This window comes from Ruegeria sp. BHSB058, assembly GCF_059613285.1.
In genome coordinates, this window is record NZ_JBXWSF010000001.1 from 29780 (window position 1) to 56710 (window position 26931).

Sequence of the window (26931 nt, forward strand, 5' to 3'; positions counted from 1 at the left end):
CTATGAGGGGCGCAGTCAAGGAGCGCCCTGCATGAACAAGATCACACCACAACCCGGCATCATGGACATCGCCCTTTACCAGGGCGGCAAATCCCATGTCGACGGCGTGACCGACGTCATCAAGCTCAGCTCGAACGAAAACCCGTTTGGTCCCAGCCCTTTGGCGATCGAAGCGGTGCGAGCTAGCGCGGCGTCTCTGCATCGCTATCCCAGCACCGATCACGCCGGTCTGCGTGCGGCCGTTGGCGAAGTGCACGGGCTGGACCCGGACCGGATCATCTGCGGTGTCGGTTCCGACGAGGTGCTGCAGTTCGTGGTACAGGCCTATGCCGGAGTGGGTGACGAGGTCATTCACACCGAACACGGGTTTTCCATGTACCCCATTCTGGCGCGGATGGCCGGGGCGGTTCCTGTGCAGGTTCCCGAGCGCGAGCGCAGGGTGGATGTCGATGCGATTCTTGCGGCCTGTTCCGAAAAAACGCGGGTGGTGTTCCTGACCAATCCCGGTAACCCCACCTCGACCATGATCCCCGAGGCCGAGGTCGCGCGGCTGGCCGATGGCCTGCCGGATCATGTGATCCTTGTGCTGGATGGTGCCTATACCGAGTTCGTGGAGGGGTTCGATGGCGGTATCTCGGTGGTCGATGCGCGTAGCAACGTCATCATGACACGAACGTTTTCAAAGATTTACGGGCTTGGTGGCATGCGGGTCGGCTGGGGGTATGCCCCGCGCGAAGTTATCGACGTGCTCAACCGTGTCCGCCAGCCTTTCAACCTGTCTTCGACGGCTCTTGAGGCGGCGGAGGCTGCGGTGCGGGATCGGGCCTATGTCGCGTTCTGTCAGGCAGAGAACGCCAGATGGCGTGCCTGGCTGGCTGATGAATTGGCCGGTGTCGGGGTGCCGTCCGACCCGTCCTGCACGAATTTCATCCTTGCCCGCTTTGGCAGCCGGACCGAGGCCGAGGCCTGCGACGTCTACCTGCAAAATCAAGGCCTTATCGTGCGCCGGGTGGCGGGCTATCACCTGCCCGAGGCGCTGCGGATCACCGTAGGGGATGAGGCGGCCTGCCGTCGCGTTGCCGCGGCTGTCGCTGCGTTCAAAGGGGGTGCGGCATGAGCCCGGTTTATGACCGCGTGGCGCTGATCGGCCTTGGGCTTATCGCGTCGTCGATGTTCTGGGCGATGAAGCGTGCGGGGCTTGCGGGTGAGGTGACGGGCTATGCCCGCTCTGCGGAAACCCGAGACACCGCACGGCGGATCGGCTTGTGTGACCGGGTTTGCGACAGTGCGCGCGAGGCGGTCGAGGGGGCTGATCTGGTTGTACTTTGCGTGCCGGTGGGTGCGATGGGACCGGTTGCCGAAGAGATCGCGCCGGTGCTCAAGCCGGGCGCGACGGTGACGGATGTCGGCTCGGTCAAGCGCCATGTTGTACAATCTGTACAGCCTTTCATCCCCCCTGGTGTGCATTTTGTACCAGCCCACCCGCTGGCCGGGACCGAGCATTCGGGACCGGAATCGGGCTTTGCCGAGCTGTTCGACAATCGCTGGTGCCTGCTGGTTCCGGTCGAGGGAACGGAGCCGGAGGCGGTCGCAAAGCTGCGCGCGCTGTGGGAGGGCATGGGGTCGAACGTGGACGAGATGGATGCCGATCACCACGACCTGGTGCTGGCGGTAACCAGCCACGCGCCGCACCTGATCGCCTATACGATGGTTGGCGTTGCGGATGACCTGCGCCGGGTGACCGATAGCGAGGTGATCAAATATTCGGCGGCCGGATTTCGCGATTTCACCCGGATCGCGGCATCCGATCCGACCATGTGGCGCGACGTGTTTCTGACCAACAAGGACGCGACGCTGGAAATCCTCGGACGGTTCACCGAGGAACTCTTTGCGCTTCAGCGGGCGATCAGAACAGGTGACGGCGAGCATCTTTTCGATTATTTCACCCACACAAGAGCAATAAGACGAGGAATCATCGACGCGGGGCAGGATACGGATGCCCCCGATTTCGGGCGAGGAAAGGCCAAGTCATGAGGCGATTGGGCGGAGTTCTGGTTTTTGGAGCAATTGTGCTTGCCGCAACAGTATCGATTGCCAATCCGCCCGAAAGTTCACTGACCCCCAAATCCCGAACCGCATCCGAGGTCGCCTTGGTCGAGGCCGCTAGCGCCGCGGCGCAGGATACCATCGCGACCGTGGTGGATTTGGCCGATTTGCGCCCGGTGTTGCGCCCGGTTTCCCCGCAAGTCATGGCGGCGGCCGCGCGGCCTGCTGATCTGCCGAAACTTGGGCCGGATGTATCGCCGTTTCCCTACAAACGGCCCGAGGCCGTCGAGCAGCAGGCATTTTTCAAGAAGCGCCGCCTGCGCAAGGGGTCGGTCTGCGGGAACATCGATATTCAGGGTGAAAAAATCGGCAACGTACCCAACAAGGTCAATGGCTGCGGGATCAAGGATGCCGTCAAGGTCAAATCGGTTTCCGGCGTGGTGCTGAGCCAGCCCGCGATCATGGATTGCGGCACCGCCGAGGCGTTGAACACCTGGGTGGAACGTTCCGTCAAGCCAACCTTTCGCCGCCGCGGGCCGGTGGTCGAACTGAAGGTTGCGGCGCATTACGCGTGCCGGACCCGGAACAATCGCAAGGGCGCAAAGATATCGGAACACGGCAGGGGACGGGCCATCGACATTTCGGCCTTCAAGATGATGGATGGCGAAGTGCTGACCGTGCTGGAAGGGTGGAAGCGGGGGCAGTCGCTGACGCTGTTGCGCAGAATTCGGAAAGATGCCTGCGGGCCGTTCGGAACGGTGCTGGGACCGGGGTCCGACGGCTATCACCGCGACCATTTCCATCTGGACACAGCGCGCCATCGCAGCGGGCCATACTGTCGCTGAAGCGCTCAGCGCAGGAAAATGCGCGGCGCCGGGCCAAGTGGCACCGGGCCCAGAGTGACAAAGCCGTCGCGGAAGCCCAATTCCACGTCCAGCGCATTCGGATTGCCGCTGAGCCCCGCCAGCAGACCAAGCACGCGGTTTACCGGATCAACCGCCTGATCGGGCAGCGCGCCCGAGGCGTTGGCCATCGCCACCATGTCCTGCCAGTTCTCGGCCTTGATCGCGATCTGGCCGGTTGGAATGCCCCGGGCGTCGATATCCAGCTCTCCAGTCGCGAAAAGGCGCAGCGCGCCCCATTTCAGCTCGGCCAGCGCGAGATCGATAAAGACCGGCTGCGGGCGGCGTTCTTCCAATGCGGTGCGGTCCCAGGGTTTGTCGAACCGGGTGAGCATGTCGAGTTCAAGCGTTTCGAAGGACTGCGGCAGCGAGCGGGACGAGCGTAGTAGCGAACGCAACCCTTGCCCCGGTGAAAAGCCGTCGGCGGACGCGGCAAGGGCATAGGTTTCAGGCTGGTCGGTCTGTTCCATCACAAGGGTCAGATCGGCGGCGCCTGCCAGCGCCGTACCCTCTTGCGAGATCGACCAGGGGCCAGAGGTCAGTGCAAGCCGTTCCAGAACCAGTGCGACGCCGGGTTGGAGGTGCAGCCCGGCCCGCAACTGTTGCGCCGCGACGATCGCGGTCTGGTCGAGATAGGAAAACCGCTGTGGCGTATTGGCGAAGTGCAGGGTTTGGCGGCCGGGCCAGACAGCAGGGCTGGCGATGTCGATCCAGTCCGCGCGCCACGCGGTGCCGGTGGCCGGATCAGCCAGGGCGGGGTTATTCAGGCGCGTGACGTGGCGCGCGGGATAGCCGGTTGTGGTGATATCGGAAAACTCTGCCTGCCATCCCAGTTGCTGGCGCTGGTCGAACCAGCCCGAGATGGCCGAGCGCAGGCCGTAGCCCGCAATGAACCAGTAGCCTGACCAAAGCAGTGCCGCGAGAATGAAGAAGCGAACCAGCCGGTTCATGAAATGGCCCTTTTTCCTGCCCTGATTTTGATGTTTATAGGCGCAAACAGGCGAGGACCAGTGCGATGACGATGTGGGTGTTCGGATACGGATCACTGTTGTGGAACCCCGGATTCCCGGTGGCGCGCAGCGAGCTTGCGACGCTGCATGGCTATGCCCGGTCGTTCTGCATGTCTTCGATCCACCATCGCGGCACCGAGGAAAACCCCGGTCTGGTGCTGGCGCTGGACGAGGTCGGTGAGGCCCATTGCAAGGGGCTGGCGCTGGCGGTCGAGCCCGGTCACGAGGAGCGCACCCTGGACGAGTTGCGCGAGCGCGAGCTGATCTCGTCTGCCTATCTGGAACGGATGCTGGACGTGCATCTGGAATGCGGCGAGGTGGTGAACGCGGTGACCTATGTGATCGACCCGCATCACGTGCAATATTGTGGCGGCATGCCGCTGGAAGAACAGGCGCAGATCATCGCGCGCGCCGTCGGTGGGCGGGGGCCGAACACCGAGTATCTGTTCAATACCACCGAGCATCTGATCGAGATCGGATTGCGCGATCCGGATCTGGAGTGGCTTTCAGAGCGCGTTCGCAATCTGATGGCATAATTCCTTGGCTTCACCGGCGGATATTCGCTAGGTTCGGCCAAGAGCAGAAGAAACCGGGAACAAGGCGCATGGCGCAGGCACACCGCGAAGCGAGACCTCAATTCTCGCAACCGTTCCGACAGATCCTCATGATGCTGATCGTGATCGGGCTTTCAGGGTTTGGGGTATTTGTGGCCTTGCCAAGGGTCATGCCGGTTTTCGAGGCCAATCCCTATCTCAACGGCTTTATCCTGTTGGTCTTTGTCATCGGCGTGCTGGCCTGTTTCTATCAGGTGGTCCAGCTGATGGGATCGGTGCGCTGGATCGAAGGTTTCGTGGGCGGCGTCGAGACCGACGGCAGCACGCCGCCGCAAATGCTGGCACCGCTGGCGTCGCTGCTGCGTTCGCGCGGGGCGCGGTCCCAGATCAGTTCGACCTCGACCCGGTCAATCCTTGATTCGGTGGCCGAGAGGATCGAGGAAGAGCGCGAGATCACGCGCTATATCACCAACCTGCTGATCTATCTGGGCCTGTTGGGGACGTTCTTTGGTCTTGCCACGACGGTTCCGGCGGTGGTGGATACGATCCGCAGCCTCAATCCGCAGGAGGGAGAGGAGGGCCTGACCGTTTTCAACCGCCTGATGACCGGGCTTGAGGCGCAGCTGGGCGGCATGGGCGTGGCCTTTGGATCGTCGCTGCTGGGTCTGGCCGGGTCGTTGATCGTGGGACTTCTGGAGCTATTTGCAGGGCATGGGCAGAACCGGTTCTATCGCGAGCTGGAGGAATGGCTGTCCTCGATCACCCGTGTTGGGTTTGCCTCGGGCGACGAGGGTGGCGCGGAGCTGGCATTGCTGGCGCCGATCCTGGATGCGATGTCGCAGCAGATGGACACGTTGCAGGACATGTTCCAGGCCAACGAAGAGGGCCATTCGGTGGTGTCCGACAAGCTGGGGCGTCTGGTCGACGTGATCGGAGAGATGAACCAGCGGCAGGCCGAGACCGAGGGCGTGACCTCGGCGCTGGATCGGGTGGCGCTGGGTCAGGAGGCGCTGCTGGATCACCTGCGCGAAAAGGCCGATGGCGAAGGGCTGGATGCCGAGAGCCGGATGCGGCTGCGGTCGATGGATGTGCAGCTGCTGCGCATTCTCGAAGAGATTTCGGCCGGACGGCAGGAGAGCCTGTTGGAACTGCGCAAGGATATCGAACTGGTGGTCAAGGCGCTGTCGATTTCGCGGGGATCGCTCAGGGCGCATACCGCCACGCCGGACGGAGACTAAGCCATGGCCCTGTCGCGCCGCACCGGACATCGGTTCCAGGGGTCGGTCTGGCCCGGCTTCGTGGATGCGATGACCGGGCTTTTGATGGTGCTGACATTCGTGCTGACCATCTTCATGGTCGTGCAATTCGTGCTGCGCGAAACGATCTCGGGTCAGGAGGACGAGCTGAGCGCGCTGTCGAACGAGGTGGCGGCGCTGGCCGAGGCATTGGGGCTGGAAGAGCGGCAGACCAGCCGTTTGCAGGCGCGGCTTGGGGCGCTGAACGCCACATTGACCGAAACCGAGGATGATCTGTCACAGGCGCAGGCGCTGATTGGCACGCTGACCGCCGAGCGCGACAGGCAGACGGCGGCGCTGGATCAGGCGCAGACCCGGATCACCGCGTTCGAGGCGCAGGTAGCGGCGTTGCTGGCCGATCAGGAACGGGCGTTGGGTGACATCCGGGCGCTGGAAACGGAGCGGGCAGATCTGCTGTCCGAGCAGGAGGCGCTGAACCTGGCGCTGGCCCGCAGCCGGGAAGAGGTTGACGCCCAGGTCGAGGCGGCCCGGCTGGCGGCCGCAAGACGCGAGGCGCTTGAGGCGCTGATTGCCGATCTTGAGCAATCGGGCGAGGAAAACGCCGAACAGATCGCGGCCTTGCAACAGCAGTTGAGCCAGGAAGAGGCCGACAAGCTGTCCGAGGCTGCGGCTGCGGCGGTGTTGCGCGAACGGCTGCAGAATGCCGATGCCGAACTGACGGCGATGACGCTGGCACTGGAAAAACAGCGGCAGGAGGCAGAGGATACCCTGACCCTGCTGGCTGCTGCCGAGGCCGCAAAAAAGAAACTGGAACTTGAACTGGGCGAGTCGCTGACAGCCGAAGAGGTGCAGGCCCGGCTGAATGCCGCGCTAACTGCGCAAAGCGAAGCCGAAGACACGGCCCGCGTCCAGGGCAATCTGGCCAATGAACGGGCCGCGATGCTGGCGCAGGCGCATCAGGCGCTTGCCGCGGAACAGGCCGCGTCGGCCGAGGCGCAGCGGCAGACCGCGCTGCTGAACCAGCAGGTGTCGGCGTTGCGCAACCAGCTGGGGTCGTTGCAGGCCTTGCTGGACGATTACGAAGACCGCAACGCGGCGGCCGAGGTGCAGTTGCAGACGCTGGGGCAGGACCTGAACGCGGCATTGGCGCGTGCCGCCTCGGAAGAACGCAAACGCCGCCTGCTGGAAGAAGCCGAGCGCAAGCGGCTGGAGGCGCAGAACCAGGGGTTGGTGGCACAGGCTGAAGATCTGGAGCGGTACCGTTCGGAATTCTTTGGCCGGTTGCGCGAGGTTCTGGGCGATCAGGAAGGCGTGCGCATCGAGGGTGACCGATTTGTGTTCTCGTCCGAGGTTTTGTTCGATCCGGCCTCGGCAGACCTGTCGATCGATGGTCAGGTCGAGGTCTCGAAAGTTGCCAATATTCTACGCAGCGTGGCGCAGGATATTCCCGACGAGCTGAACTGGGTGATCCGGGTGGATGGCCACACCGATAACCTGCCGCTGTCGGGCACCGGGCAGTATCGGGACAACTGGGAACTCAGTCAGGCGCGGGCGCTGTCGGTGGTGCGGTTCATGGTTGAGGCGCTGGGACTTCCACCTCAGAGGCTGTCGGCCAACGGGTTCGGAGAGTTCCAGCCCGTGGATACGGCGGACAGCCCGGAAGCACGGGCCAAGAACCGCCGGATCGAGCTGAAACTGACCGAAAAATAATCCGGTCAGGGCATGTCGATCTGGATGCTTTTGCTGCTGATAACCGTTCCGTTACGCCGCAACTCGGCCGTGCCGGTATACTGCCCGGCGGGCCAGCGCGCGGCGGTAAGCTTGCGTCCGGCAGCGCGGAACAACTGCGCCTGATTTTTTTCCAGCGTGGTTTCGTGATCGATGACTTCGCCGTCAGGGCCATGAATTGTCAGGCGAATGACATCCCCGGCCAGTCCGCCGAAGGCATAGCCAAAAAAAACCAGCCCCTTGGCCTTGCCGACCAGCGTATCCTGTGCAGCGGTGCCCGCCTGAATGGCCTCGTATGTCGGAACATGGTCGGAAAACCCGACCGCGATCAACGCGCCGGGCTGATAGGGGATCGGTGTCTGCCAGAGGGTCTTTGCCGGGTCGCCGCATTGCGACGGATCTTTCGGGTCAAACGGGTCCACGACCTGACCATCATGGCGCACGGACAGGTGCAGGTGGGGAAATTCCGTCTGACCGCTGAGCCCGACCTGTCCCAGCACATCGCCCGGCTGAACAGTGTCGCCGCTCTTTACCCGGATCGAGCCGCGTTTCATGTGGCAATACTGGGTTTCCCAGCCGTCTTCGTGCACAATCAGCACGCCGTTGCCGCACTCGCGCCCCGCAACCGCAGCGTCAGTTGCTGCATTAAAGCGGCGGTCTTCCATACCGTCGCGGGTGGCGCGTACCGTGCCCGCCGCAGCGGCCTTGACGTTGACGCCCGCCTGCATCGCTGCCAGCGAAGGTAACGCAAAGTCGGTGCCTTTGTGGCCTTCATAGCTGAGTGTGCCGCACCTGAAATCGCGCGCGCCCGATCCCGGATCCCGGTCGACAAATTGCTGGATATGGCAGGTTTTGCCCAACGTGCAATCAATGGGCAGGTGCAGAACCGGATCACTCGCCGCCGAAGTGGCGGCGAGTGCCAATACGATCAGCGCTGCGCGCATCAATCGGCGGTCAGCAGAGGCGGCTTGTCACCCGAAATCCGGGCCTGACCGGGGCCGACCATCTGAAGATCAAGCGCGCCTTTCTTGACCGACACACGGACCACACCGCCCTTGGCGAGCTTGCCGAACAGCAATTCCTCGGCCAGGGGTTTCTTGATGTGTTCCTGGATCACGCGGCCCAGCGGGCGGGCGCCCATCTTGTCGTCATAGCCCTTGTCGGCGATCCATTCGGCGGCCTGATGTGTCAGTTCGATTGACACGCCGCGATCCAGCAGCTGCGCTTCGAGCTGGAGGACGAACTTCTCGACCACCTGCAGGATGACCTCTTTCGGCAGCGGCGCGAAGGAGATCACCGCATCCAGACGATTGCGGAATTCGGGCGTGAACATCCGTTCGATCGCGGCGGTATCCTCGCCCTCGCGACGGTCGCGGCCAAAACCGATGGCGGATTTGGCCTGTTCGGCGGCGCCCGCGTTCGAGGTCATGATCAGCACCACGTTGCGGAAATTCACCGTGCGCCCGTTGTGATCGGTCAACTCGCCGTGGTCCATCACCTGCAACAGGATGTTGAACACGTCCGGGTGCGCCTTTTCGATTTCGTCCAGCAGCAGCACGCAATGTGGATGCTGGTCGACACCGTCGGTCAGAAGACCGCCCTGATCAAAGCCGACATAGCCCGGAGGCGCGCCGATCAGACGGCTGACCGCGTGTTTCTCCATGTATTCCGACATGTCGAAACGCAACAGTTCCACGCCCAGCGTATCGGCCAGCTGTTTTGCGACCTCGGTCTTGCCGACACCGGTCGGACCCGCGAACAGGTAGTTGCCGATGGGCTTTTCGGGTTCGCGCAAACCGGCGCGGGCCAGTTTGATGGCGCTCGACAGCGCCTCGATCGCCTGATCCTGACCAAACACCACGCGCTTGAGCGAGGCTTCGAGATCCTTGAGAACCTCGGCATCGTCCTTGGTGACGTTCTTGGGCGGGATGCGGGCAATCTTGGCGACCACCGCCTCGATCTCTTTCACGCCGATGGTCTTGCGGCGCTTGCTTTCGGCCACAAGGTGTTGCGCCGCGCCGGCCTCGTCGATCACGTCGATGGCCTTGTCGGGCAGCTTGCGGTCATTGATGTAGCGGGCCGACAACTCCACCGCCGTCTTGATCGCATCGGCGGTGTACTTGATGTCGTGATGCTTTTCGAAATAGGGCTTGAGGCCGCGCAGGATCTTGATGCTGTCCTCGACCGAAGGTTCGTTCACGTCGATCTTCTGGAACCGGCGGGACAGGGCGCGGTCCTTTTCGAAATGCTGGCGGAATTCCTTGTAGGTGGTCGATCCCATGGTGCGCAGCTTGCCACCCTGCAAGGCGGGTTTCAGCAGGTTCGAAGCATCCATCGCCCCGCCCGAAGTTGCGCCGGCGCCGATCACGGTGTGGATCTCGTCGATGAACAGCACCGCGTCGGGATGTTCTTCCAGTTCGGTCACGACCGCCTTGAGCCGTTCCTCGAAATCGCCGCGATAGCGGGTGCCTGCCAACAGCGCGCCCATGTCGAGCGCGTAGATGGTAGTATGCGCCAGAACGTCAGGGGCTTCGCCCTCGACGATCTTATACGCCAGGCCTTCGGCGATGGCGGTCTTGCCGACGCCGGGGTCGCCTACGAGCAGCGGATTGTTCTTGCGGCGGCGGCAGAGCACCTGGATGCAACGTTCCACCTCGTCGGCGCGTCCGATCAGTGGGTCGACTTCGCCGGAGCGGGCCTTGGCGTTGAGGTCTACGCAGTATTTGCCCAGCGCGCTTTCCTTTTGCTCGGCGTCGCTGGTCGAGGATGTTGCCTGTGCTTCGTCTTCGGAATGTTCGGCACCGGTCACGGGGCGATTTTCGCCAAAGGCCGGGTCCTTGGCCACGCCATGAGCAATGAAATTGACCGCGTCATAGCGGGTCATGTCCTGTTCCTGCAGGAAATAGGCGGCATTGCTTTCGCGCTCGGCAAATATCGCCACCAGCACGTTGGCGCCAGTCACTTCGTTGCGGCCCGAGCTTTGCACGTGGATCGCGGCGCGCTGGATCACGCGCTGGAATGCGGCGGTGGGCACCGCTTCGGAGCCGTCGATATCGGTCACGAGGTTCGAGAGGTCTTCGTCGATGAATTCGACCAGTGTTTCGCGCAACTCGTCCAGATTGACGCTGCATGCCTTCATCACCCGGACGGCATCGGGTTCTTCCAGCAGCGCCAGAAGCAGATGTTCCAGCGTTGCAAATTCATGTCGCCTTTCATTCGCCGCCGCGAGGGCCGCGTGAATGGCTTGTTCCAATGTGCTCGAGAATGAAGGCACGTGGGTGCTCCTCTTTACTTGGGTCGAAACCGGGGGGGCGAGTTGCGGCCGAACCCCCTGCTCAACCATGTCCTCATACTATTAGAGTTTGGTTGAACATTGCCCGGCTTCAAGGGTTTTCTTGCTCTTGACAGTCACATTTCCTGTGACCGTGATCGTGAACACCGCATTTTGTGGCTAAAATCTGTCTTTCCTGGCGCGAATTTCAGCAAAGACATCGGCGGGAGCGGCTCCGCTCATGCCAAGATTGGCCTGAATACCGGATTCTGCCGCGCGCAGAAAGGGGTTGGTGGCCTTTTCCAATGCCAGAGTCGAGGGCACGGTGGGCTCTCCGGCGGTGCGGGCGCGGGCGATATCGGCAATACGCTGTTGCAGTGCCGGATTGTCGGGTTCGATGGTTTCGGCGAACCGTCCATTGGCTTGGGTATATTCATGTCCGGAACAGACGATTGTTTCGTCGGGCAGTGCCGCCAGCTTGCTGAGCGAGACCCACATCTGGGGCGCGGTGCCTTCGAACAGGCGGCCACAGCCCAGTGCCATCAGGCTGTCTGCGGTGAAAACCGCATCACTTTGCGGCATGTGAAAGGCGATGTGGCCCACGGTATGACCCGACACGTCGATCACATGCACCGGCTCGCCACCGATGGTGATGGTGTCGCCTTCGGTCACCTGTTGATCCAGCGGCGGCAGGCGGTGCGCATCTGCCGCCGCGCCGATCACCCGGGCGGGATGGCGGTCGAGGATTTCGGCGAGGCCGTCGACATGGTCATAATGGTGGTGGGTCAGCAACACATGGCTGAGCGTCCAACCGCGCGCGGACAGTTCCGCAAGGATGGGCGCGGCCTCGGGCGCGTCGATCAGCGCCGTCTCGCCACTGACCCGGTCATGTGCGAGAAAGGCGTAGTTGTCGCTGAGGCAGGGGATGGTGACGATTTCAAGAGGCATGGCCTTTTGCCCTTTCATTGCTAGACTGCGCCCAGCTAAGCCGATCGAGCAGGTGTCCGCAATGCATCTCGACGTGCAGGATCTGAGGAATTTCTACTACCGCAGCACGCTGGGCCGTGCGGCGCAGGCCGCGATCCGTGGCCGCCTGCTGGACTTGTGGCCCGAGGCGAAGGGGCAGACCGTGGCCGGGTTTGGCTTTGCGGTTCCGCTGTTGCGCCCCTATCTGGCCGATGCGCGGCGGGTGATCGGATTGATGCCGGGGCCGCAGGGGGTGATGCCGTGGCCTGCGGGGATGCCAAACGTGTCGGTGCTGTGCGAAGAAACGCTGTGGCCTGTCGATACCGGGCAGGTGGACAAGCTGGTGGTCATGCATGGGCTGGAGACCACGGAGCGCCCAAACGATCTGCTGGAGGAATGCTGGCGGGTTCTGGGGCCGGGCGGCAAGGCGATGTTCATCGTCCCGAACCGGGCCGGGTTCTGGTCGCGCTCGGACAAGACGCCCTTTGGCTTTGGCCGGCCCTATTCGCTGGGGCAGCTGGAAACGCAGCTCAGGATTCACCAGTTTCTTCCTGAAAGCCATTGCTCGGCGCTGTACCTGCCCCCGTCCTACCGGCGGTTCTGGTTGCGGTCAGCGAGCCTGATCGAAAAGACCGGTCAGCGTCTGCCCACGATCATGGCGGGCGGTGTTCTGATGGTCGAGGTCAGCAAGCGGGTACACCCGCCAAAGGGCAACGTGACCAAGGACGCGGTGCGACGCCCGATCAAGGCTTTGGACGGTTTGCTGAAACCGGCCTGATCGCGGGCGCGGGTTTTGGTCGATTGCGCCGGTTCTTGTGGAAATTACGTCACAGGAATCGCAAAAACCTGCAACTTGGTAACATTTTTCAAGCCAATCTGGGGGGCAAAAGGGTCGCAGTTTTCCTAACGTGTTGAAATCAAACATTTTGTGGATAACTGCGTTACCGCTATACTATATTGCGAGGTTGGGAACGCTCTGCTACATCCCCGGTGATTTTGATGCCCTGCCTTCAAGGCGGGGTTTCTTCACGCCCCCGGGGTAAGTGCCAAAGCGCGAATTCGGGGCCTAAAGTATCGGAAGGGTGGACGTGTCCGAACCAGCTTCGATTTCCGCAGGCATCGCCGAGCGCTATGCCACCGCGATTTTCGAGATCGCGAAAGAGAACAAAGACCTTGCAGGTCTCGAATCCGGCATCAACGATCTGGCCGCAGCACTGGCTGACAGCGCCGATCTGCGCAATCTGATCGCATCTCCGCTGGTATCCCGGGCCGAGCAGGAAGCCGCAATCACCGCGATTGCCGACAAGATGGGGCTGAGTGCCGTATTGCGCAACTCGCTGGGCCTGATGGCGCAGAAGCGCCGCCTGTTCGTTGTGCCGCAACTGGTCAAGGGGCTGCGCGAGATGCTGGCCGACGAGCGCGGCGAGGTTACCGCCGAGGTGGCATCGGCCAAGGCGCTGACCAAGACCCAGATGGACAAGCTTGCCAAGACGCTGAGCGCGAACGTAGGCAAGACCGTGACAATCAATGCGACCGTTGATGAGAAGCTCATCGGCGGTCTTGTCGTTAAAGTGGGCTCGAAAATGATCGACAGTTCGATCCGCTCCAGGCTCAACTCCCTACAGAATGCAATGAAAGAGGTCGGATAAATGGGAATCCAAGCTGCAGAAATTTCTGCAATCCTGAAGGACCAGATCAAGAATTTTGGTCAGGAAGCAGAAGTGGCCGAAATCGGCCGCGTGCTAAGCGTCGGTGACGGGATTGCCCGTGTATACGGTCTGGACAACGTTCAAGCCGGTGAGATGGTCGAATTTCCCGGCGGCATCATGGGTATGGCGCTGAACCTGGAGAGCGACAACGTCGGTGTCGTTATCTTCGGTTCCGACCGTGACATTAAAGAAGGTGACACTGTCAAGCGCACCAACGCCATCGTGGACGTTCCTATCGGTGACGAACTGCTGGGCCGCGTCGTGGACGGTCTGGGCAACCCGCTGGACGGCAAGGGCCCGATCAACGCCACCAAGCGCGGTGTTGCAGACGTCAAGGCCCCCGGCATCATCCCGCGCAAATCGGTGCACGAACCGATGGCAACCGGCCTGAAATCGGTTGACGCGATGATCCCGATCGGTCGCGGCCAGCGTGAGCTGATCATTGGCGACCGCCAGACCGGCAAGACCGCCGTGGCCCTGGACACCATCCTGAACCAGAAGGTCTATAACGACGCGGCTGGCGACGACGAGTCCAAGAAGCTGTACTGCATCTATGTCGCCATCGGTCAAAAGCGTTCGACCGTTGCGCAGCTGGTGAAGAAACTGGAAGAATCCGGCGCCATCGAATACTCGATCGTCGTGGCGGCAACCGCGTCCGACCCGGCGCCGATGCAGTTCCTGGCACCCTATGCCGCAACCGCGATGGCCGAATTCTTCCGTGACAATGGCCGTCACGCGCTGATCATCTATGATGACCTGTCGAAACAGGCCGTTGCCTATCGCCAGATGTCGCTGTTGCTGCGCCGTCCGCCGGGACGTGAAGCCTATCCGGGCGACGTTTTCTACCTGCACTCCCGTCTGCTGGAGCGTTCGGCGAAGCTGAACGAGGACTTCGGCTCCGGTTCGCTGACCGCTCTGCCCGTCATCGAAACCCAGGGCGGCGACGTGTCGGCGTTTATTCCGACCAACGTGATCTCGATCACCGACGGTCAGATCTTCCTGGAAACCGAACTGTTCTATCAGGGCATCCGCCCCGCAGTGAACACCGGTCTGTCGGTTTCGCGTGTGGGTTCCTCGGCCCAGACCAACGCGATGAAGTCGGTCGCAGGCCCGGTTAAACTGGAACTGGCTCAGTACCGTGAAATGGCGGCCTTTGCGCAGTTCGGTTCCGACCTCGACGCCGCAACCCAGCAGCTGCTGAACCGTGGTGCGCGTCTGACTGAGCTGATGAAACAGCCGCAGTACTCGCCGCTGACCAACGCGGAAATCGTCTGCGTCATCTTCGCCGGCACCAACGGCTATCTCGACAAGATCAAGGTGACCGACGTGGGCCGTTACGAGGCCGGTCTGCTGGCGCACCTGCGCGGCAAGCATGCCGACTTGCTGAAGTGGATCACCGACGAAGATCCCAAGGTCAAGGGCGATGCTGCCGACAAGATCAAGGCTGCGCTGGACGAATACGCCGCAACCTTCGCTTAAGGAGATGCGGCAATGCCAAGTCTGAAGGACCTTAAAAACAGGATCGAGTCGGTCAAATCGACCCGCAAGATCACCAAGGCCATGCAGATGGTCGCGGCTGCAAAACTGCGCCGCGCCCAGGACGCTGCCGAAAGCGCCCGCCCATATGCCGAACAGTTCAATGCTGTGATGGCGGGGCTGGCGGCTTCGGTCGGGGGCAGCGACAGCGCCCCCAAGCTGCTCCGTGGTACGGGCAGCGACGATGTCCATCTGCTGGTTGTCATGACAGCCGAACGCGGTCTCTGCGGCGGCTTCAACTCGAACATCGCAAAGCTCGCGCGCGCCAAGGCGGACGAGCTGCGGCTCAAGGGCAAGACGGTCAAGATCCTGACCGTTGGCAAAAAAGGCCGTGACGCGCTGAAGCGCGATTACAGCGATCTGTTCGTTGGACATATCGACCTGAGCGAGGTCAAGCGTATCGGCTATGCCAATGCGCAGGACGTCGCAAAGAACATCCTGAACCGTTTCGATGCGGACGAGTTCGACGTTGCCACGATCTTCTATGCGAAGTTCCAGAACGTCGTGACCCAGATCCCGACCGCGCACCAGATCATCCCGGCTTCGTTCGAAGAGACCGGGAGCGATGACAGTGGCGCGGTCTTCGATTACGAGCCCAGCGAAGAGGCCATTCTGGCCGACCTGCTACCCAAGGGGGTCGCAACCGCGATCTTCTCGGCTCTGCTCGAAAACGGAGCCTCGGAACAGGGTGCTCGGATGTCCGCAATGGACAACGCGACACGCAACGCGGGTGAGATGATCGACAAGCTGACGATCCAGTTCAACCGTTCGCGTCAGGCCGTCATCACCAACGAGCTGATTGAAATCATTTCCGGCGCCGAAGCGCTGTAGAGACATACCGGAGACGAAACATGGCGAATGCAAAAGGCAAAGTCACTCAGATCATCGGGGCCGTCGTTGACGTCCAGTTCGATGACGCGCTGCCTGAAATTCTGAACGCGCTGGAAACCGAAAACAACGGCAAGCGCCTGGTGCTCGAAGTGTCGCAGCACCTTGGCGAAAACACTGTCCGCACCATCGCGATGGACGCGACCGAAGGTCTGGTTCGCGGCGCCCCGGTGACCGACACCGGCGCACCGATCTCGGTGCCGGTGGGCAATGCCACCCTGGGCCGCATCCTGAACGTTGTCGGTGAACCGATCGACGAAAAAGGCCCGGTCGAAACCACCGAAACCCGCGCCATCCACCAGAATGCCCCCGAATTCGACGAGCAGTCGACCGAGTCGGAAGTTCTGGTCACGGGCATCAAGGTGGTCGACCTGCTGGCCCCCTACGCCAAAGGCGGCAAGATCGGCCTGTTCGGCGGCGCCGGTGTGGGCAAGACCGTTCTGATCATGGAACTGATCAACAACATCGCAAAAGTGCACTCGGGCTTCTCGGTGTTCGCGGGTGTTGGCGAACGGACCCGTGAAGGCAACGACCTGTATCACGAGATGATCGAATCGAACGTGATCAAGCCGGACAACCTGGCGGAAAGCCAGGTGGCTCTGGTTTACGGCCAGATGAACGAGCCTCCGGGAGCGCGTGCGCGTGTGGCCCTGACCGGTCTGACCCTGGCCGAGCAGTTCCGCGACCAGTCGGGCACTGACGTTCTGTTCTTCGTCGACAACATCTTCCGCTTCACACAGGCGGGTTCCGAGGTGTCGGCTCTGCTGGGTCGTATCCCGTCCGCTGTGGGCTACCAGCCGACGCTGGCCACCGACATGGGCGCGCTTCAGGAACGCATCACCTCGACAAAGGCCGGATCGATCACTTCGGTGCAGGCGATCTACGTGCCTGCGGACGACTTGACCGACCCCGCGCCGGCAACCTCGTTTGCGCACCTCGACGCGACCACCGTTCTCAACCGTGCGATCTCGGAAAAGGGTATCTACCCGGCCGTGGACCCGCTCGACTCGACCTCGCGCCTGCTGGACCCGGCCATCGTCGGTGAAGAGCATTACAAGGTTGCGACCGACGTTCAGCAGATCCTCCAGCGCTACAAGTCGCTGCAGGACATCATCGCCATCCTCGGCATGGACGAACTGTCGGAAGAGGACAAGCTGGCCGTGGCCCGCGCCCGTAAGATCGAGCGCTTCCTGTCGCAACCCTTCGACGTGGCACAGGTCTTTACCGGCTCGCCCGGCGTTCAGGTTCCGCTGGATGTCACCATCGACTCGTTCAAGCGCGTTGTGGCCGGTGAGTTCGACCACCTGCCCGAGGCGGCCTTCCTGATGGTCGGCGGCATCGATGAAGTGATCGCCAAAGCCGAGCGTATGGCCGCAGCGGCTGCCTAAGGAGTATCCCTGATGGCAAACACGATGCAATTCGACCTCGTCAGCCCGGAGCGGAGCCTTGCTTCGCTCCAGGCCAGCGCGGTCCAGATTCCCGGCGCGGACGGGGACATGACGGCGATGCCCGATCACGCCCCCACCATCACCACGCTGCGCCCCGGTCTGCTGAAGGTTGAGGCGCCCGAAGGGGCCAGTGAATACCTGGTCACCGGCGGGTTTGCCCAGATCAACAGCGACGGTTTGTCGGTGCTGGCCGAAAAGGCCATTCCGGTGACCGAAGTGACCCGCGCGCATCTGGACGAGCTGATCGCCGAGGCCCGCGCCTCGCACGAGGCGGCAAAGGAACAGGGCGACCACACCATCGTCGACGATGCAGCCAAGCTGCTGGCCGACATGGAGGCGCTGGGAACTCATATGAGCCTGTAAGTCAAGAATCTTCACGATTTTCGGCACGGCCCCGTCACAACGGGGCCGTATTCATTTTGCATGACTTGTTCAGGGCGTTGCCCTACGGTGCAGGTGAGTCAACGGTTGTGATAGTTTGATGATGAATTTTTGTTCGCACCCCGTCGGTATTGACCAAGGCGAAGCGGTGCTGTTCTCGGAATTTGAGAATGGCGGCGCGATGTGGACCGGAACCGGTCCACGTGAACGCAGGCGGACGGTCCGGTTCAGGACAGCTTTCCGCTCCGCTCCAGCCGTTCAGATGAATGTGTCCTTGTGGGATGTCGACAATTCCTCGGCCCTGCGCGCCGAGCTGACGCCCGAGAACGTCAGCAATGAAGGGTTCGAGGCGGTGTTCCGGACATGGTCCGACACGCGCATTGCGCGTATCCGTGTCTCCTGGATGGCAATAGGCGAAGTTCGCAACGAGGATGACTGGGACATTTCCTAGCGGCGCTGCCCCTCTTGCCCTGCGGGCAATTCACCCCGGGGTATTTCAAACCAGAAAGAACCAGAGCCTCGTATATGCTTCTTTCTGGTTTGAAGTAGCCCAGTGAGTTTGAGGGAAAGCGTCCCTCAAAACAAAATCAAATCGAGCGCGCCGGAGGCGCACGATTGAGCTACGCGGCGCGATAAAGCGACTCGTAGATCGGGATCAGGGTTTTGTCTTCGAAGAGCGAGGAAACGCTGGTGCCGTTCCAGATGTTCAGGATGGCCTGGGTCAGCAATGGCGCGGTCGGAACGACGCGGATGTTGGGCGCGCTGAGGATCGCATCGGTGGGCTGAATCGAGTCGGTGATAACCAGCGATTTCATCACCGAATTCGTCACCCGTTCAACGGCGGGGCCGCTCATGACGCCGTGAGTGATATAGGAGTGAACCTCCTTGGCGCCGTTGTCGAGCAGCACCTGGGCGGCCTTGCAAAGCGTTCCGGCGGTATCACAGATGTCGTCCACGATCAGGCAGATCTTGTCCTTGACGTCGCCGATCACGGTCATCTCGGCTATCTCGCCCGGTTTTTCGCGGCGCTTGTCGACGATCGAAAGCGGTGCATTGATGCGTTTGGCCAGTTCGCGCGCGCGGGCAACGCCGCCCACATCCGGAGAAACCACCATCAGATCGGACATGTGGTCCTTGAACTGGTGCTTGACGTCGAGCGCGAAGATCGGCGAGGCATAGAGGTTGTCGACGGGGATATCGAAGAACCCCTGGATCTGGGCCGCGTGCAGGTCCATGGTCAGTACGCGCTCGATCCCGGCGCCGGTGATCATGTTGGCGACCAGCTTGGACGAGATCGGGGTGCGCGCCTTGGTGCGACGGTCCTGGCGGGCATAGCCGAAATAGGGGATCACGGCGGTGATCCGCGCTGCCGACGACCGGCGCAGCGCATCGGCGATGATCAGCAGTTCCATCAGGTTGTCATTGGCCGGGTTCGAGGTCGGCTGGATGATGAACATATCCTCGCCGCGGACGTTTTCGAACACTTCGACGAAGATCTCACCGTCGTTGAACCGCTCCACCCGTGCGTCGACCAGTTCCTGATCGACGCCGCGATACAGGCTCATCCGGCGGGCGATGGCATTGGCAAGTGGAAGGTTGGCGTTCCCAGAGATGAGCTTGGGTTCGTTGAGTGTCGGCATTGTTCTGTGATTCCCGGGGCAGCGGCAGGTTATGTGACAGATTCGTGATGTTGACACCGCTTAACATGGGCTTACCGTCCCGCAAAGGTTCAGCAGCGGAGAAAGTGAACATGGCCGATATCGACTACTTTTTTGCGACACTGTCGCCCTACAGCTATCTGGCGGGGCAGCGGTTGGAGGAGGTCGCGGCCAGGCACGGCGCGACAATCGCCTACAAGCCGGTCGACATCATTGCGCTTTTTGGCCGAACCGGGGGAACGCCGCCCAAAGACCGGCATAAATCGCGGATCGAGTACCGGGCGCAGGAACTGGTGCGGCAGGCACGGAAGCTGGGGATGGAGTTCAACCTGCAGCCCGCACATTGGCCGACCAATGCGGCACCGTCTTCCTACGCGATTATCGCGGCGGCCAAGGATGGGGCGGGCGACATTGGAAAACTGTGCCATTCCATCTTGCGGGCCTGCTGGGCCGGGCAGAAGGATATCGCTCAGGACGAGGTGATCCGCGAGTGCCTGGAACAGGCCGGGTTCGATCCGGGGCTGGCGGATAGCGGATTGCTGGTCGGGGCCGAGACCTATGCCGCCAATCTGGAAGAGGCGGTCGATCGCGGGGTGTTCGGCGCGCCGTTCTATATCACGTCCGACGGGCAGCGGTTCTGGGGTCAGGACCGGCTGGACGATCTTGACGCCCACCTGGCGGAGATGAAGGCGTGAGGGATCACGCCGCGTTGCAGCAGCCTTTCCATGTGCGCGTGCTGGGGCACGGTGCGCGCCGGGTGCTGGCGCTGCACTGCACCATCGCCCATTCCGGCGCGTGGCGGGGGCTGGCAGAGTGCCTGGGAGGGCAGGCAACTTTTACCGCGCCCGACATGCTGTCGCATGGTCGCAGCCCGGATTGGGACAAGGTGGGTGATTTCCAGGACCGGATCGTCGAGATCGCCGAAACCCAACTGAGCGAACCGATGGATCTGATTGGTCATTCCTTCGGGGCGACGGTGGCGTTGCGCCTGGCGGTCGAACGCCCGGATCTGGTGCGCAGCGTGGTTTTGATCGAGCCGGTGTTCTTTGCGGTCGCCGTCAGGGATGCGCCGGGGTTGATCGAACAGCATGCCGAGGATGCCGGACCCTATCTGGAGGCACTGGCGGCAGGGGACGAGGCGCTGGCGGCACGGTTGTTCAACCGGATGTGGAGCACCGAGGACAGCCCGCGCTGGCCACAATTGCCGGACAATACGCGGGCGGCGATGATCCGAGGCATTCACGTGGTGCCGACGGTGGATGACACGTTGTTCAACGATCGCGCGGGGTTGCTGAAACCGGGCGTTCTGGACCGGGCGTCGATGCCGGTCCTGTTGTTGCGCGGGTCACTGACCCACCCGGTAATCGCCGCGATCAACGAAGGATTGGCGCGCCGTCTTCCCGACGCGGTCAGCGACGTGATCGACGGAGCAGGGCACATGGCGCCGATCTCGCACCCCCGCGAGACGGCGGATCGGATCGCTGGGTTCTGGGCGCGTGTCTGATCAGGTGAGCAGCGTCAGGAACTGGTCGATCTGCGCGGTGCCGATCGACCAGTCGCAGACCAGGCGGCAGGCCAGGGCCTCGGTATCGTCGTCGCCTTCAAGCTCCGCCCCCCACAGGTGATAGACCGCACCCGCGTCGTGCAGGCGCTTGTGGGTGCTGCGGGGGAAGCTGGCGAAGATGATGTTGGCCTGTGGTTCATGCAGGAAGGCGGCCCCCGCCTTGCGCAGGCCATCGGACAGCCGGGCGCAGTTGGCATTGGCCTGACGCGCTGATTTCAGCCACAGGTCATCCTTGAGATAGGCCGCCATCTGGGCCGACAGATAGCGGTGCTTGGAAAACAGGTGCGCCCCGCGTTTGCGGCGCAGTTCGAATTCCCAGGCCTTGCTTTCGTCAAAGAAGATGACCGCCTCGACCCCCATGCAGCCGTTCTTGGTGCCGCCAAAGCTGACAGCGTCGACGCCGGCCCTCCATGTCATCTCGGCGGGCGAACAGTTCAGCGCCACCAGCGCATTGGCAAAACGGGCGCCGTCCAAGTGCACCGGCAACCCATAGCCCTTGGCCACGGCGCAGAGCGCCTGCAATTCGCCCAGCGAATAGACCGAGCCGCGCTCGGTCACCTGGGTGATCGACACCGGCCCGCGCTGTGGTCCATGCACGCCACGGGTTTCTTCGCCCGCAATCGCTCCGCGCAGCGCCTCGGGGGTCATCTTGTCACCACCGGGAACCAGGGTCAGCTTGGCGCCGCTGTAGAATTCGGGTGCGTTGCACTCGTCTTCGTGGATATGGGCGACGGGCGAGCAGAACACAGTTTCCCACGGGTTTGACAGTGTGGCCAGGGCCAGCGAGTTGGCCGCCGTGCCGGTTGCCACCAGATAGACCGCCGCGCCGGGGGCCTCGAATATGCCGCGGATGTTATCGCGCACCTCGTTCATCAGGGCGTCGGCGCCATAGGCCATGGCATAGCCCTGATTGGCCTCGGTCAGCGCTTGCAGAACCTCGGGGTGAGCGGGGCCGGAATTGTCAGAGGCAAAAAACATCAGATCGGTTCCTCGATTATGTGGTCTTCCCACTCTTCTTCGGGGGTTTCGAATTCCGAAACGGTCTTGTGACGTACCGAAATACCCGCCGCATGCACGCTTTCGGGTGTGCCAGAGATCAGCGGGTGCCAGTCGTAAAGCGGCTTGCCCTCCCATAACAGGCGATAGGCGCATGTTTGCGGCAACCAATAGGCGTGGGTGTCGATATTGTCGGGGCGCATCACGATGCATTCCGGTACAAACTGGTGGCGGATGTCGTATTGGGTGCAGCGGCAGGTTTCGTCATCCAGCAGACGGCAGGCGACACAGGTCAGGGCCACCTCGCCGCTGTCCTCGTCTTCCAGCTTGTTCAGGCAGCATTTGCCGCACCCGTCGCACAGTGCTTCCCATTCCTGCGGGTTCATCTTGCGCAGCGGCTTGCGCTCCCAGAAACGCGGGGCAAGCCCGGTGCGGTCGATGGGGTCCTTGCTCATACCGCCACCAGAATCTCGCGTGCCTTCGCACAGTCGGCACCCATTTGTGCGACCAGCGCGTCGAGCCCGTCAAATGTCATCTCGGGGCGCAGATACTCGACCAACCCGACCGAGAGTGTCGCGCCGTAAAGATCGCCCGAGAAATCGAACAGGAAGGTTTCGATATTGGGTTGCTCGCCCCGGAACATCGGTCGGGTGCCGACCGAGGCGGCGCCGTGATAGCTGCCCTGATGCGGTCCGTCCAGGACATCGACCAGCACCGCGTAGACACCGAATTTCGGCTGGTGCAGCCCCTCGATCGACATGTTGGCAGTGGGAAAGCCCAATTCGCGTCCGCGCTGTTCGCCGCCAATGACTTCGCCCTCGATCCGGTGCCAGTGGCCCAGCATCGTGGCTGCATCGCGCGGCCGGCCTTCGGTCAGCGCAGTACGGATCGCAGTGGATGAAACGACGTTGTCGGACCGTTCCATCAGGGGGGCGATCGTTACGCCAAACCCCATTTCGCGGCCAAACCGCGCCATGTCTTCGGCGTTACCGCTGCGGCCCTTGCCAAAACAGAAATCCGCCCCGACAACGACATGCGCCAAACCCAGACCGTCGCAGATGACGCCTCTTGCAAAACCTTCTGGTGTCAGCCCGGCAAGCGCGGCGTTGAAGGGCAGTTCATAAAGCTTTTTGACCCCCAGTTTTTCCAGCCGGTGCGCGCGGGTGTTGCCGCGCATCAGCCGGAAAGGCGGGCTGTCGGGGGCAAAGAACTCGCGCGGGTGCGGCTCGAAGGTCAGTACGCCCAAGGGGGCGTCGGGGGCGGCATCGCGGGCCAGTTCGATCACCGACCGGTGGCCGATATGGACGCCGTCGAAATTGCCAATCGCGACGCTGGCGCCGCGATCCTGATCTTCGACGAACTGGTAATCCCGAATGATCCGCATGGGCGCCTGCGTAGCTTGACAACGGACCTTGTTCAAGCACCAGTTCACGAATTGCCGGGGTCACAAGTGTGCCCAAGGCCGGCGGGCTGATTTGACATCCACGCTGTCTGTCGCTGTGCGACAGGTTTGCATTGCCCAATCTATTTCTTGATCCGCCAAAAAGACGAAGTGTAAAGTGGAACTCCGGTTGATGTAACCGCCCGTCGGAAAAAGGTATTCGGTTCCGGTCCCTTGAGATCGCGGGCATACCCTGAGGTCGTGCCTCATGTACAGAATGCGCCTATTCGCCATTCGCCACGCTCGGTTTTTCGAGTGGGTCTACAAGCGCGTCGAGCAAGGGATGGTGGCGCTTGATCCGGTCTTTGCCAAGATCGGCTATAACCGCGTCGAACGCCCGATTGCACTGGTCGAAAAAGGCGTCAAGACCCTGCTGTTCGATTGCAAGATGTGTGGGCAATGCGTGTTGTCCTCGACCGGTATGTCGTGCCCGATGAACTGCCCCAAGCAATTGCGCAACGGTCCTTGCGGCGGGGTGAGGCCGGGCGCGTTCTGCGAGGTGAAGCCCGATATGAAATGCGTCTGGGCGCTGGCCTGGGACGGGTCGAGCCGGATGCGAGAAGGCCCGGAAAAGATCAAGCAGGTGCTGCCGCCGGTCGAACACACGCTGAAGGGGTCGTCGTCGTGGTTGCGGGTCAGCCGCGAGATTGCCTCCAAACGGCGCGAGGCGCGCGATGCCGCGCGCCAGACGCTGGCGCAGGCCTTTCCCGAGGCGCGCAAGAACGAGCCGTCCTCGGCGCCGCTGGCCGAGGAACCACCACGCGCCACGACGCATCAGGGAGGCAGAACATGAGCGCACCATCCACCAAGGATGTGGAGCCTTCGGGCTATGTTCCCGTGCCCGAGGGATATGTCTCGCACAGCCGGTTGGAACGGGTTTTGCGATCTGGCCGCTTCGCGGTGACGGCAGAGCTGAACCCGCCTGACAGCGCCGATCCCGAAGATGTGTTTCAGGCCGCCCAACCGCTGGGTGAGGTGGCGGATGCGATCAACGCAACCGATGCGTCGGGCGCGAACTGCCATATGTCTTCGATCGGGATATGCGCGTTGCTGACGCGCGCGGGCTATTCGCCGGTCTATCAGATCTCCTGCCGCGACCGGAACCGCATCGCCATTCAGGGCGACGTTCTGGGCGCGGCGGCGCTGGGTGTCAGCAACGTGCTGTGCCTGACCGGGGATGGCGTCGGTACCGGCGATCAGCCGGGGGCGAAACCGGTGTTCGATTTCGACTCGTTGACGCTGTTGCGCACGATCCGGACCATGCGGGATCAGGGCAAGTTCCTGTCCGGCCGCAAGATCACGCGGCCGCCGCAGTTGTTTCTGGGGGCTGCTGAAAACCCCTGCATTCCGCCCTATGACTGGCGCCCGAACCGGCTGGCCAAAAAGGTCGAGGCGGGGGCCGAGTATATTCAGACCAACTATATCTACGACATCCCGCTGTTCGAGAAATTCATGTCGCGGGTGCGCGACGAAGGGCTGGACAAAAAAGTCTACATCATCGCCGGGGTGGGGCCGATGGCCTCGGCCAAGGCGGCGCGCTGGATGCGGTCGAACGTGCCGGGCATCCACATTCCCGACGACATCATCGACCGGATGGAAAAGGCCGACAAACCGGCGGAAGAAGGCAAGAAAATCTGTGTCGAACTGATTCAGCAGATCAAGGAAATCGCAGGCGTGTCGGGCGTTCACGTGATGGCCTATCGCCGTGAGCACCTTGTTTCCGAGATCATCCTTGAATCAGGGGTTCTGAAAGGGCGCTCGAAGCCGCGCAAAAAATAGCAATCCGGTTTGCGCCCGGATCATTCGCTGATCTATTTCGGCAGCCCCGCCTGCAGCAATCGGTCTATCAGCGTCTTCGCGATGCTGCGGTTCTGGTAGCATTCGTTGAAGCGAACGAATTCGACAGTCAGATCTGCATCACGGCCCAACGCGTCGGCCACGTTTGCAACGGCTTGCCGGGTGTCGCCCAACGCGACCCGCGAGGCGGCCTTGTACAACAAGCTTCGTCGCGTCTGAAAGGGCAGGTCGCGCGCGGCACTCAGAACGTCGTCGTATCTTTGCAGATGATAAAGGGCCGCGATCCTTTCCTCGGTGATCCACGCAGGCAGGAACGGATCGAGTGCTCCGGCGCGGTCCAGCAGCGACAAGGCGGTTTCCGGTTCACCTGCGAAGTTATGAAACGCCGCGCACCGGCCAATGATATACGCGTCATTTGGAGCAAGCTCGATCGCCTTGCGGTGATAGGTGCGCGAGGCATCGAATTTGTATTCCAGCATCAGGATCGAACCCATGATGCGGTTGGCCTCGGGGTCGTTTGGGTCAAGTTGCAAGGCCCGTTCGGTGCGCCGCCTCCCGTCGCCCCAGTCGTAATCGGGCAATCCGGATGCCGAACACACCCACATGGCCTGAGCCTTGGCAAAGTTCGGATCGGTCTCGATCGCCTTTTCAAACCAGTGCAAGGCCTTGTGAACGTTCTGATCGGTGACGCCCCCTCTGCGGTGATAGTCCAGCCCGCGCAGGTAATATTCGTAGGCCGTCAAAGAACTCGCCGGGCGTTGGCGGGCGGTTTGGGTGTCGGCTTCCAGAACGCGCCCTGTCACTGTTGCGGTTACACGGGCGGTGATCTCTTCCATCATGTCGACGAATTCATCGAACGGGCGTTGGATGCGGTCGGTCCAAAGAACCTGTCCGTTCTCAGTTTCGACAAGATTGAGGTTCAGCCGCAGTTTCGAGCCCAAAGACCGGATGGAGCCGGTCAAAATGAAGCGGACCCCCAACAGATTGCCCGCCGCGACAGGATCGCGATTGGACAGACCCATCGAGGCGGTGGCCGATACCACGAACAACTGTTTCATCCGACCAAGGTCCAGGATCAGATCCTCGGTCAGCCCGTCGGCAAGCGTATTTTGGTCGGTATCGGCGGAACTTGCCGAGAGCAGGGGCAGAACCGCAATCGAATGTGGGCGTTTGGCGTGCACATCCAACTTGAACTGCTCGCTGGCCCGACCCCGGAAACGCACGATTTCTTCCCGGACGCGAAACACGTGAATCGGTTCTGAAATACCCTTGAACCGACGCTCGCCGATATCGTCGAAGACACAGGGCGAGTTGCGGCGAACCTGATCGAACAGGCTCTGGCTGGTGTCAATTGCGCCCGGATCGGCCGCCGATTGAATGCGCGCCGCGATATTGACGCCATCGCCGCGCAGGTCTCCGTCCACGTCCACCACATCCGCCAGATGCAGGCCAAACCGCATGTCCGACACGGTCGATTTTTGTGCCGCGTTAATCGCTCCGCGCGCAGCCATCGCGGCCCGCAACGCGTTCACCGGGCTCTGGAATTCGGCCAGGACCGCATCGCCGGCCTGGTTGAAAACCCGCCCGTCATGCTTGTTTACGGTCTCGGAAACCACCGCAAGCCGATCCGAAAAACTGCGAATAGCCCGCTCTTCGTCCTGCTCCATCTGGCGGGTGGAGCCAACGATGTCGCCGACCAGTATCGTGGCTAGCCTACGCTGCATCTCTCCTCCCGCCGGCATTGACGACGGGAAAAGTGTAACTTACTTGCAGGTTTTGG

General features: G+C 62.0%; 26 protein-coding genes. 17 read left to right on the forward strand and 9 right to left on the reverse strand.

The genetic code is table 11. From position 1 onward, the window contains the following. The first annotated feature begins 31 nt into the window (after positions 1 to 31). The 3 genes from hisC to AC2FNB_RS00160 are packed head-to-tail and all read left to right on the forward strand — an operon-like array spanning position 32 to position 2891. Positions 32 to 1117, forward strand: a complete 1086-nt coding sequence (hisC, locus tag AC2FNB_RS00150; protein WP_496743705.1) for a histidinol-phosphate transaminase — start codon at positions 32 to 34, stop codon at positions 1115 to 1117. Beyond that, positions 1114 to 2034: a prephenate/arogenate dehydrogenase family protein gene (locus AC2FNB_RS00155; RefSeq protein ID WP_480749557.1), complete on the forward strand. Its 921-nt coding sequence runs from the start codon at positions 1114 to 1116 to the stop codon at positions 2032 to 2034. The genes hisC and AC2FNB_RS00155 overlap by 4 nt, the downstream gene beginning before the upstream one ends. Continuing rightward, complete coding sequence (locus AC2FNB_RS00160) at positions 2031 to 2891, forward strand: extensin-like domain-containing protein (RefSeq protein WP_480749556.1); 861 nt, start codon at positions 2031 to 2033, stop codon at positions 2889 to 2891. The genes AC2FNB_RS00155 and AC2FNB_RS00160 overlap by 4 nt, the downstream gene beginning before the upstream one ends. A 5-nt stretch (positions 2892 to 2896) precedes the next feature. Here AC2FNB_RS00160 and AC2FNB_RS00165 read toward each other — a convergent pair whose 3' ends face one another. Next, positions 2897 to 3898 (reverse strand): DUF2125 domain-containing protein, encoded by a 1002-nt coding sequence (locus AC2FNB_RS00165; protein WP_496743708.1) that lies wholly within the window; start codon positions 3896 to 3898, stop codon positions 2897 to 2899. Between the two features lie 65 nt (positions 3899 to 3963). Here AC2FNB_RS00165 and AC2FNB_RS00170 point away from each other — a divergent pair, with 65 nt between their 5' ends. From AC2FNB_RS00170 to AC2FNB_RS00180, 3 genes are all read left to right on the forward strand, one after another. Next, positions 3964 to 4494 (forward strand): gamma-glutamylcyclotransferase, encoded by a 531-nt coding sequence (locus AC2FNB_RS00170; protein ID WP_496743710.1) that lies wholly within the window; start codon positions 3964 to 3966, stop codon positions 4492 to 4494. A gap of 68 nt (positions 4495 to 4562) precedes the next feature. After that, positions 4563 to 5750, forward strand: a complete 1188-nt coding sequence (locus AC2FNB_RS00175; RefSeq protein ID WP_480749553.1) for a biopolymer transporter ExbB — start codon at positions 4563 to 4565, stop codon at positions 5748 to 5750. A 3-nt stretch (positions 5751 to 5753) separates the two neighbouring features. Next, positions 5754 to 7478 carry a peptidoglycan -binding protein gene (locus AC2FNB_RS00180; protein WP_496743712.1) on the forward strand — a complete coding sequence of 575 codons (1725 nt, stop codon included), beginning with the start codon at positions 5754 to 5756 and terminating at the stop codon, positions 7476 to 7478. A gap of 5 nt (positions 7479 to 7483) precedes the next feature. On the opposite strand, the gene AC2FNB_RS00185 is transcribed toward AC2FNB_RS00180, so the two are convergent. The 3 genes from AC2FNB_RS00185 to gloB all read right to left on the reverse strand — a co-directional run bounded on the left by AC2FNB_RS00185 (position 7484) and on the right by gloB (position 11715). Then, the gene (locus tag AC2FNB_RS00185) at positions 7484 to 8440 is read right to left on the reverse strand and encodes a M23 family metallopeptidase (protein ID WP_496743714.1); all 957 of its coding nucleotides are present in this window, start codon (positions 8438 to 8440) and stop codon (positions 7484 to 7486) included. Next, on the reverse strand, positions 8440 to 10770 hold the full coding sequence (gene clpA, locus AC2FNB_RS00190) for an ATP-dependent Clp protease ATP-binding subunit ClpA (protein ID WP_480749550.1): 2331 nt from the start codon (positions 10768 to 10770) through the stop codon (positions 8440 to 8442). The genes AC2FNB_RS00185 and clpA overlap by 1 nt, the downstream gene beginning before the upstream one ends. A 177-nt stretch (positions 10771 to 10947) precedes the next feature. Further along, a complete protein-coding gene (gloB, locus tag AC2FNB_RS00195) occupies positions 10948 to 11715 on the reverse strand; it encodes a hydroxyacylglutathione hydrolase (RefSeq protein ID WP_496743716.1) in 768 nt (255 codons plus the stop codon). Between the two features lie 61 nt (positions 11716 to 11776). On the opposite strand from gloB, the gene AC2FNB_RS00200 reads away from it, so the two are divergent. From AC2FNB_RS00200 to AC2FNB_RS00230, 7 genes are all read left to right on the forward strand, one after another. Beyond that, positions 11777 to 12511 carry a methyltransferase domain-containing protein gene (locus AC2FNB_RS00200; RefSeq protein WP_480749548.1) on the forward strand — a complete coding sequence of 245 codons (735 nt, stop codon included), beginning with the start codon at positions 11777 to 11779 and terminating at the stop codon, positions 12509 to 12511. A 310-nt stretch (positions 12512 to 12821) separates the two neighbouring features. Beyond that, a complete protein-coding gene (locus tag AC2FNB_RS00205; RefSeq protein ID WP_480749547.1) occupies positions 12822 to 13382 on the forward strand; it encodes a F0F1 ATP synthase subunit delta in 561 nt (186 codons plus the stop codon). Continuing rightward, entirely contained in the window at positions 13383 to 14921 is a 1539-nt protein-coding gene (atpA, locus tag AC2FNB_RS00210; RefSeq protein ID WP_480749546.1) for a F0F1 ATP synthase subunit alpha, read from the forward strand. Between the two features lie 12 nt (positions 14922 to 14933). Further along, positions 14934 to 15809, forward strand: coding sequence for a F0F1 ATP synthase subunit gamma (locus AC2FNB_RS00215; RefSeq protein WP_496743718.1), 876 nt, complete (start codon positions 14934 to 14936; stop codon positions 15807 to 15809). A 20-nt stretch (positions 15810 to 15829) separates the two neighbouring features. Beyond that, complete coding sequence (atpD, locus tag AC2FNB_RS00220) at positions 15830 to 17254, forward strand: F0F1 ATP synthase subunit beta (RefSeq protein ID WP_496743719.1); 1425 nt, start codon at positions 15830 to 15832, stop codon at positions 17252 to 17254. 12 nt (positions 17255 to 17266) lie between these two features. Then, on the forward strand, positions 17267 to 17677 hold the full coding sequence (locus tag AC2FNB_RS00225; protein WP_480749543.1) for a F0F1 ATP synthase subunit epsilon: 411 nt from the start codon (positions 17267 to 17269) through the stop codon (positions 17675 to 17677). Positions 17678 to 17795: 118 nt separating this feature from the next. Then, positions 17796 to 18146, forward strand: coding sequence for an H-type lectin domain-containing protein (locus tag AC2FNB_RS00230; protein ID WP_480749542.1), 351 nt, complete (start codon positions 17796 to 17798; stop codon positions 18144 to 18146). Positions 18147 to 18315: 169 nt separating this feature from the next. Here AC2FNB_RS00230 and AC2FNB_RS00235 read toward each other — a convergent pair whose 3' ends face one another. Then, positions 18316 to 19335: a ribose-phosphate pyrophosphokinase gene (locus AC2FNB_RS00235; RefSeq protein WP_480749541.1), complete on the reverse strand. Its 1020-nt coding sequence runs from the start codon at positions 19333 to 19335 to the stop codon at positions 18316 to 18318. A 110-nt stretch (positions 19336 to 19445) separates the two neighbouring features. Here AC2FNB_RS00235 and AC2FNB_RS00240 point away from each other — a divergent pair, with 110 nt between their 5' ends. Further along, positions 19446 to 20048, forward strand: coding sequence for a 2-hydroxychromene-2-carboxylate isomerase (locus tag AC2FNB_RS00240; RefSeq protein WP_480749540.1), 603 nt, complete (start codon positions 19446 to 19448; stop codon positions 20046 to 20048). Next, positions 20045 to 20857: an alpha/beta fold hydrolase gene (locus AC2FNB_RS00245; protein ID WP_496743722.1), complete on the forward strand. Its 813-nt coding sequence runs from the start codon at positions 20045 to 20047 to the stop codon at positions 20855 to 20857. Before AC2FNB_RS00240 ends, AC2FNB_RS00245 begins: the two co-directional genes overlap by 4 nt. On the opposite strand, the gene AC2FNB_RS00250 is transcribed toward AC2FNB_RS00245, so the two are convergent. The 3 genes from AC2FNB_RS00250 to AC2FNB_RS00260 are packed head-to-tail and all read right to left on the reverse strand — an operon-like array spanning position 20858 to position 23297. Next, complete coding sequence (locus AC2FNB_RS00250) at positions 20858 to 21895, reverse strand: threonine aldolase family protein (RefSeq protein ID WP_480749538.1); 1038 nt, start codon at positions 21893 to 21895, stop codon at positions 20858 to 20860. Beyond that, positions 21895 to 22368, reverse strand: coding sequence for a YcgN family cysteine cluster protein (locus tag AC2FNB_RS00255; RefSeq protein WP_496743723.1), 474 nt, complete (start codon positions 22366 to 22368; stop codon positions 21895 to 21897). The genes AC2FNB_RS00250 and AC2FNB_RS00255 overlap by 1 nt, the downstream gene beginning before the upstream one ends. Beyond that, the gene (locus tag AC2FNB_RS00260; RefSeq protein WP_496743725.1) at positions 22365 to 23297 is read right to left on the reverse strand and encodes a bifunctional riboflavin kinase/FAD synthetase; all 933 of its coding nucleotides are present in this window, start codon (positions 23295 to 23297) and stop codon (positions 22365 to 22367) included. The genes AC2FNB_RS00255 and AC2FNB_RS00260 overlap by 4 nt, the downstream gene beginning before the upstream one ends. 265 nt (positions 23298 to 23562) lie before the next feature. On the opposite strand from AC2FNB_RS00260, the gene AC2FNB_RS00265 reads away from it, so the two are divergent. Together AC2FNB_RS00265 and AC2FNB_RS00270 are read left to right on the forward strand one after the other, a co-directional pair. Beyond that, positions 23563 to 24147: a methylenetetrahydrofolate reductase C-terminal domain-containing protein gene (locus AC2FNB_RS00265; RefSeq protein ID WP_496743727.1), complete on the forward strand. Its 585-nt coding sequence runs from the start codon at positions 23563 to 23565 to the stop codon at positions 24145 to 24147. Further along, positions 24144 to 25133, forward strand: coding sequence for a methylenetetrahydrofolate reductase (locus AC2FNB_RS00270; protein ID WP_496743729.1), 990 nt, complete (start codon positions 24144 to 24146; stop codon positions 25131 to 25133). Before AC2FNB_RS00265 ends, AC2FNB_RS00270 begins: the two co-directional genes overlap by 4 nt. Positions 25134 to 25165: 32 nt before the next feature. On the opposite strand, the gene AC2FNB_RS00275 is transcribed toward AC2FNB_RS00270, so the two are convergent. Further along, positions 25166 to 26875 carry an adenylate/guanylate cyclase domain-containing protein gene (locus tag AC2FNB_RS00275; RefSeq protein WP_480749533.1) on the reverse strand — a complete coding sequence of 570 codons (1710 nt, stop codon included), beginning with the start codon at positions 26873 to 26875 and terminating at the stop codon, positions 25166 to 25168. Positions 26876 to 26931 lie beyond the last annotated feature (56 nt).

Coding starts and splice junctions, on each gene's coding strand:
- hisC (WP_496743705.1), top strand. CDS start 32: ATGAACAAGATCACACCACAACCCGGCATCATGGACATCGCCCTTTAC.
- AC2FNB_RS00155 (WP_480749557.1), top strand. CDS start 1,114: ATGAGCCCGGTTTATGACCGCGTGGCGCTGATCGGCCTTGGGCTTATC.
- AC2FNB_RS00160 (WP_480749556.1), top strand. CDS start 2,031: ATGAGGCGATTGGGCGGAGTTCTGGTTTTTGGAGCAATTGTGCTTGCC.
- AC2FNB_RS00165 (WP_496743708.1), bottom strand. CDS start 3,898: ATGAACCGGCTGGTTCGCTTCTTCATTCTCGCGGCACTGCTTTGGTCA.
- AC2FNB_RS00170 (WP_496743710.1), top strand. CDS start 3,964: ATGACGATGTGGGTGTTCGGATACGGATCACTGTTGTGGAACCCCGGA.
- AC2FNB_RS00175 (WP_480749553.1), top strand. CDS start 4,563: ATGGCGCAGGCACACCGCGAAGCGAGACCTCAATTCTCGCAACCGTTC.
- AC2FNB_RS00180 (WP_496743712.1), top strand. CDS start 5,754: ATGGCCCTGTCGCGCCGCACCGGACATCGGTTCCAGGGGTCGGTCTGG.
- AC2FNB_RS00185 (WP_496743714.1), bottom strand. CDS start 8,440: ATGCGCGCAGCGCTGATCGTATTGGCACTCGCCGCCACTTCGGCGGCG.
- gloB (WP_496743716.1), bottom strand. CDS start 11,715: ATGCCTCTTGAAATCGTCACCATCCCCTGCCTCAGCGACAACTACGCC.
- AC2FNB_RS00200 (WP_480749548.1), top strand. CDS start 11,777: ATGCATCTCGACGTGCAGGATCTGAGGAATTTCTACTACCGCAGCACG.
- atpA (WP_480749546.1), top strand. CDS start 13,383: ATGGGAATCCAAGCTGCAGAAATTTCTGCAATCCTGAAGGACCAGATC.
- AC2FNB_RS00215 (WP_496743718.1), top strand. CDS start 14,934: ATGCCAAGTCTGAAGGACCTTAAAAACAGGATCGAGTCGGTCAAATCG.
- atpD (WP_496743719.1), top strand. CDS start 15,830: ATGGCGAATGCAAAAGGCAAAGTCACTCAGATCATCGGGGCCGTCGTT.
- AC2FNB_RS00225 (WP_480749543.1), top strand. CDS start 17,267: ATGGCAAACACGATGCAATTCGACCTCGTCAGCCCGGAGCGGAGCCTT.
- AC2FNB_RS00230 (WP_480749542.1), top strand. CDS start 17,796: ATGATGAATTTTTGTTCGCACCCCGTCGGTATTGACCAAGGCGAAGCG.
- AC2FNB_RS00235 (WP_480749541.1), bottom strand. CDS start 19,335: ATGCCGACACTCAACGAACCCAAGCTCATCTCTGGGAACGCCAACCTT.
- AC2FNB_RS00240 (WP_480749540.1), top strand. CDS start 19,446: ATGGCCGATATCGACTACTTTTTTGCGACACTGTCGCCCTACAGCTAT.
- AC2FNB_RS00250 (WP_480749538.1), bottom strand. CDS start 21,895: ATGTTTTTTGCCTCTGACAATTCCGGCCCCGCTCACCCCGAGGTTCTG.
- AC2FNB_RS00255 (WP_496743723.1), bottom strand. CDS start 22,368: ATGAGCAAGGACCCCATCGACCGCACCGGGCTTGCCCCGCGTTTCTGG.
- AC2FNB_RS00260 (WP_496743725.1), bottom strand. CDS start 23,297: ATGCGGATCATTCGGGATTACCAGTTCGTCGAAGATCAGGATCGCGGC.
- AC2FNB_RS00265 (WP_496743727.1), top strand. CDS start 23,563: ATGTACAGAATGCGCCTATTCGCCATTCGCCACGCTCGGTTTTTCGAG.
- AC2FNB_RS00270 (WP_496743729.1), top strand. CDS start 24,144: ATGAGCGCACCATCCACCAAGGATGTGGAGCCTTCGGGCTATGTTCCC.
- AC2FNB_RS00275 (WP_480749533.1), bottom strand. CDS start 26,875: ATGCAGCGTAGGCTAGCCACGATACTGGTCGGCGACATCGTTGGCTCC.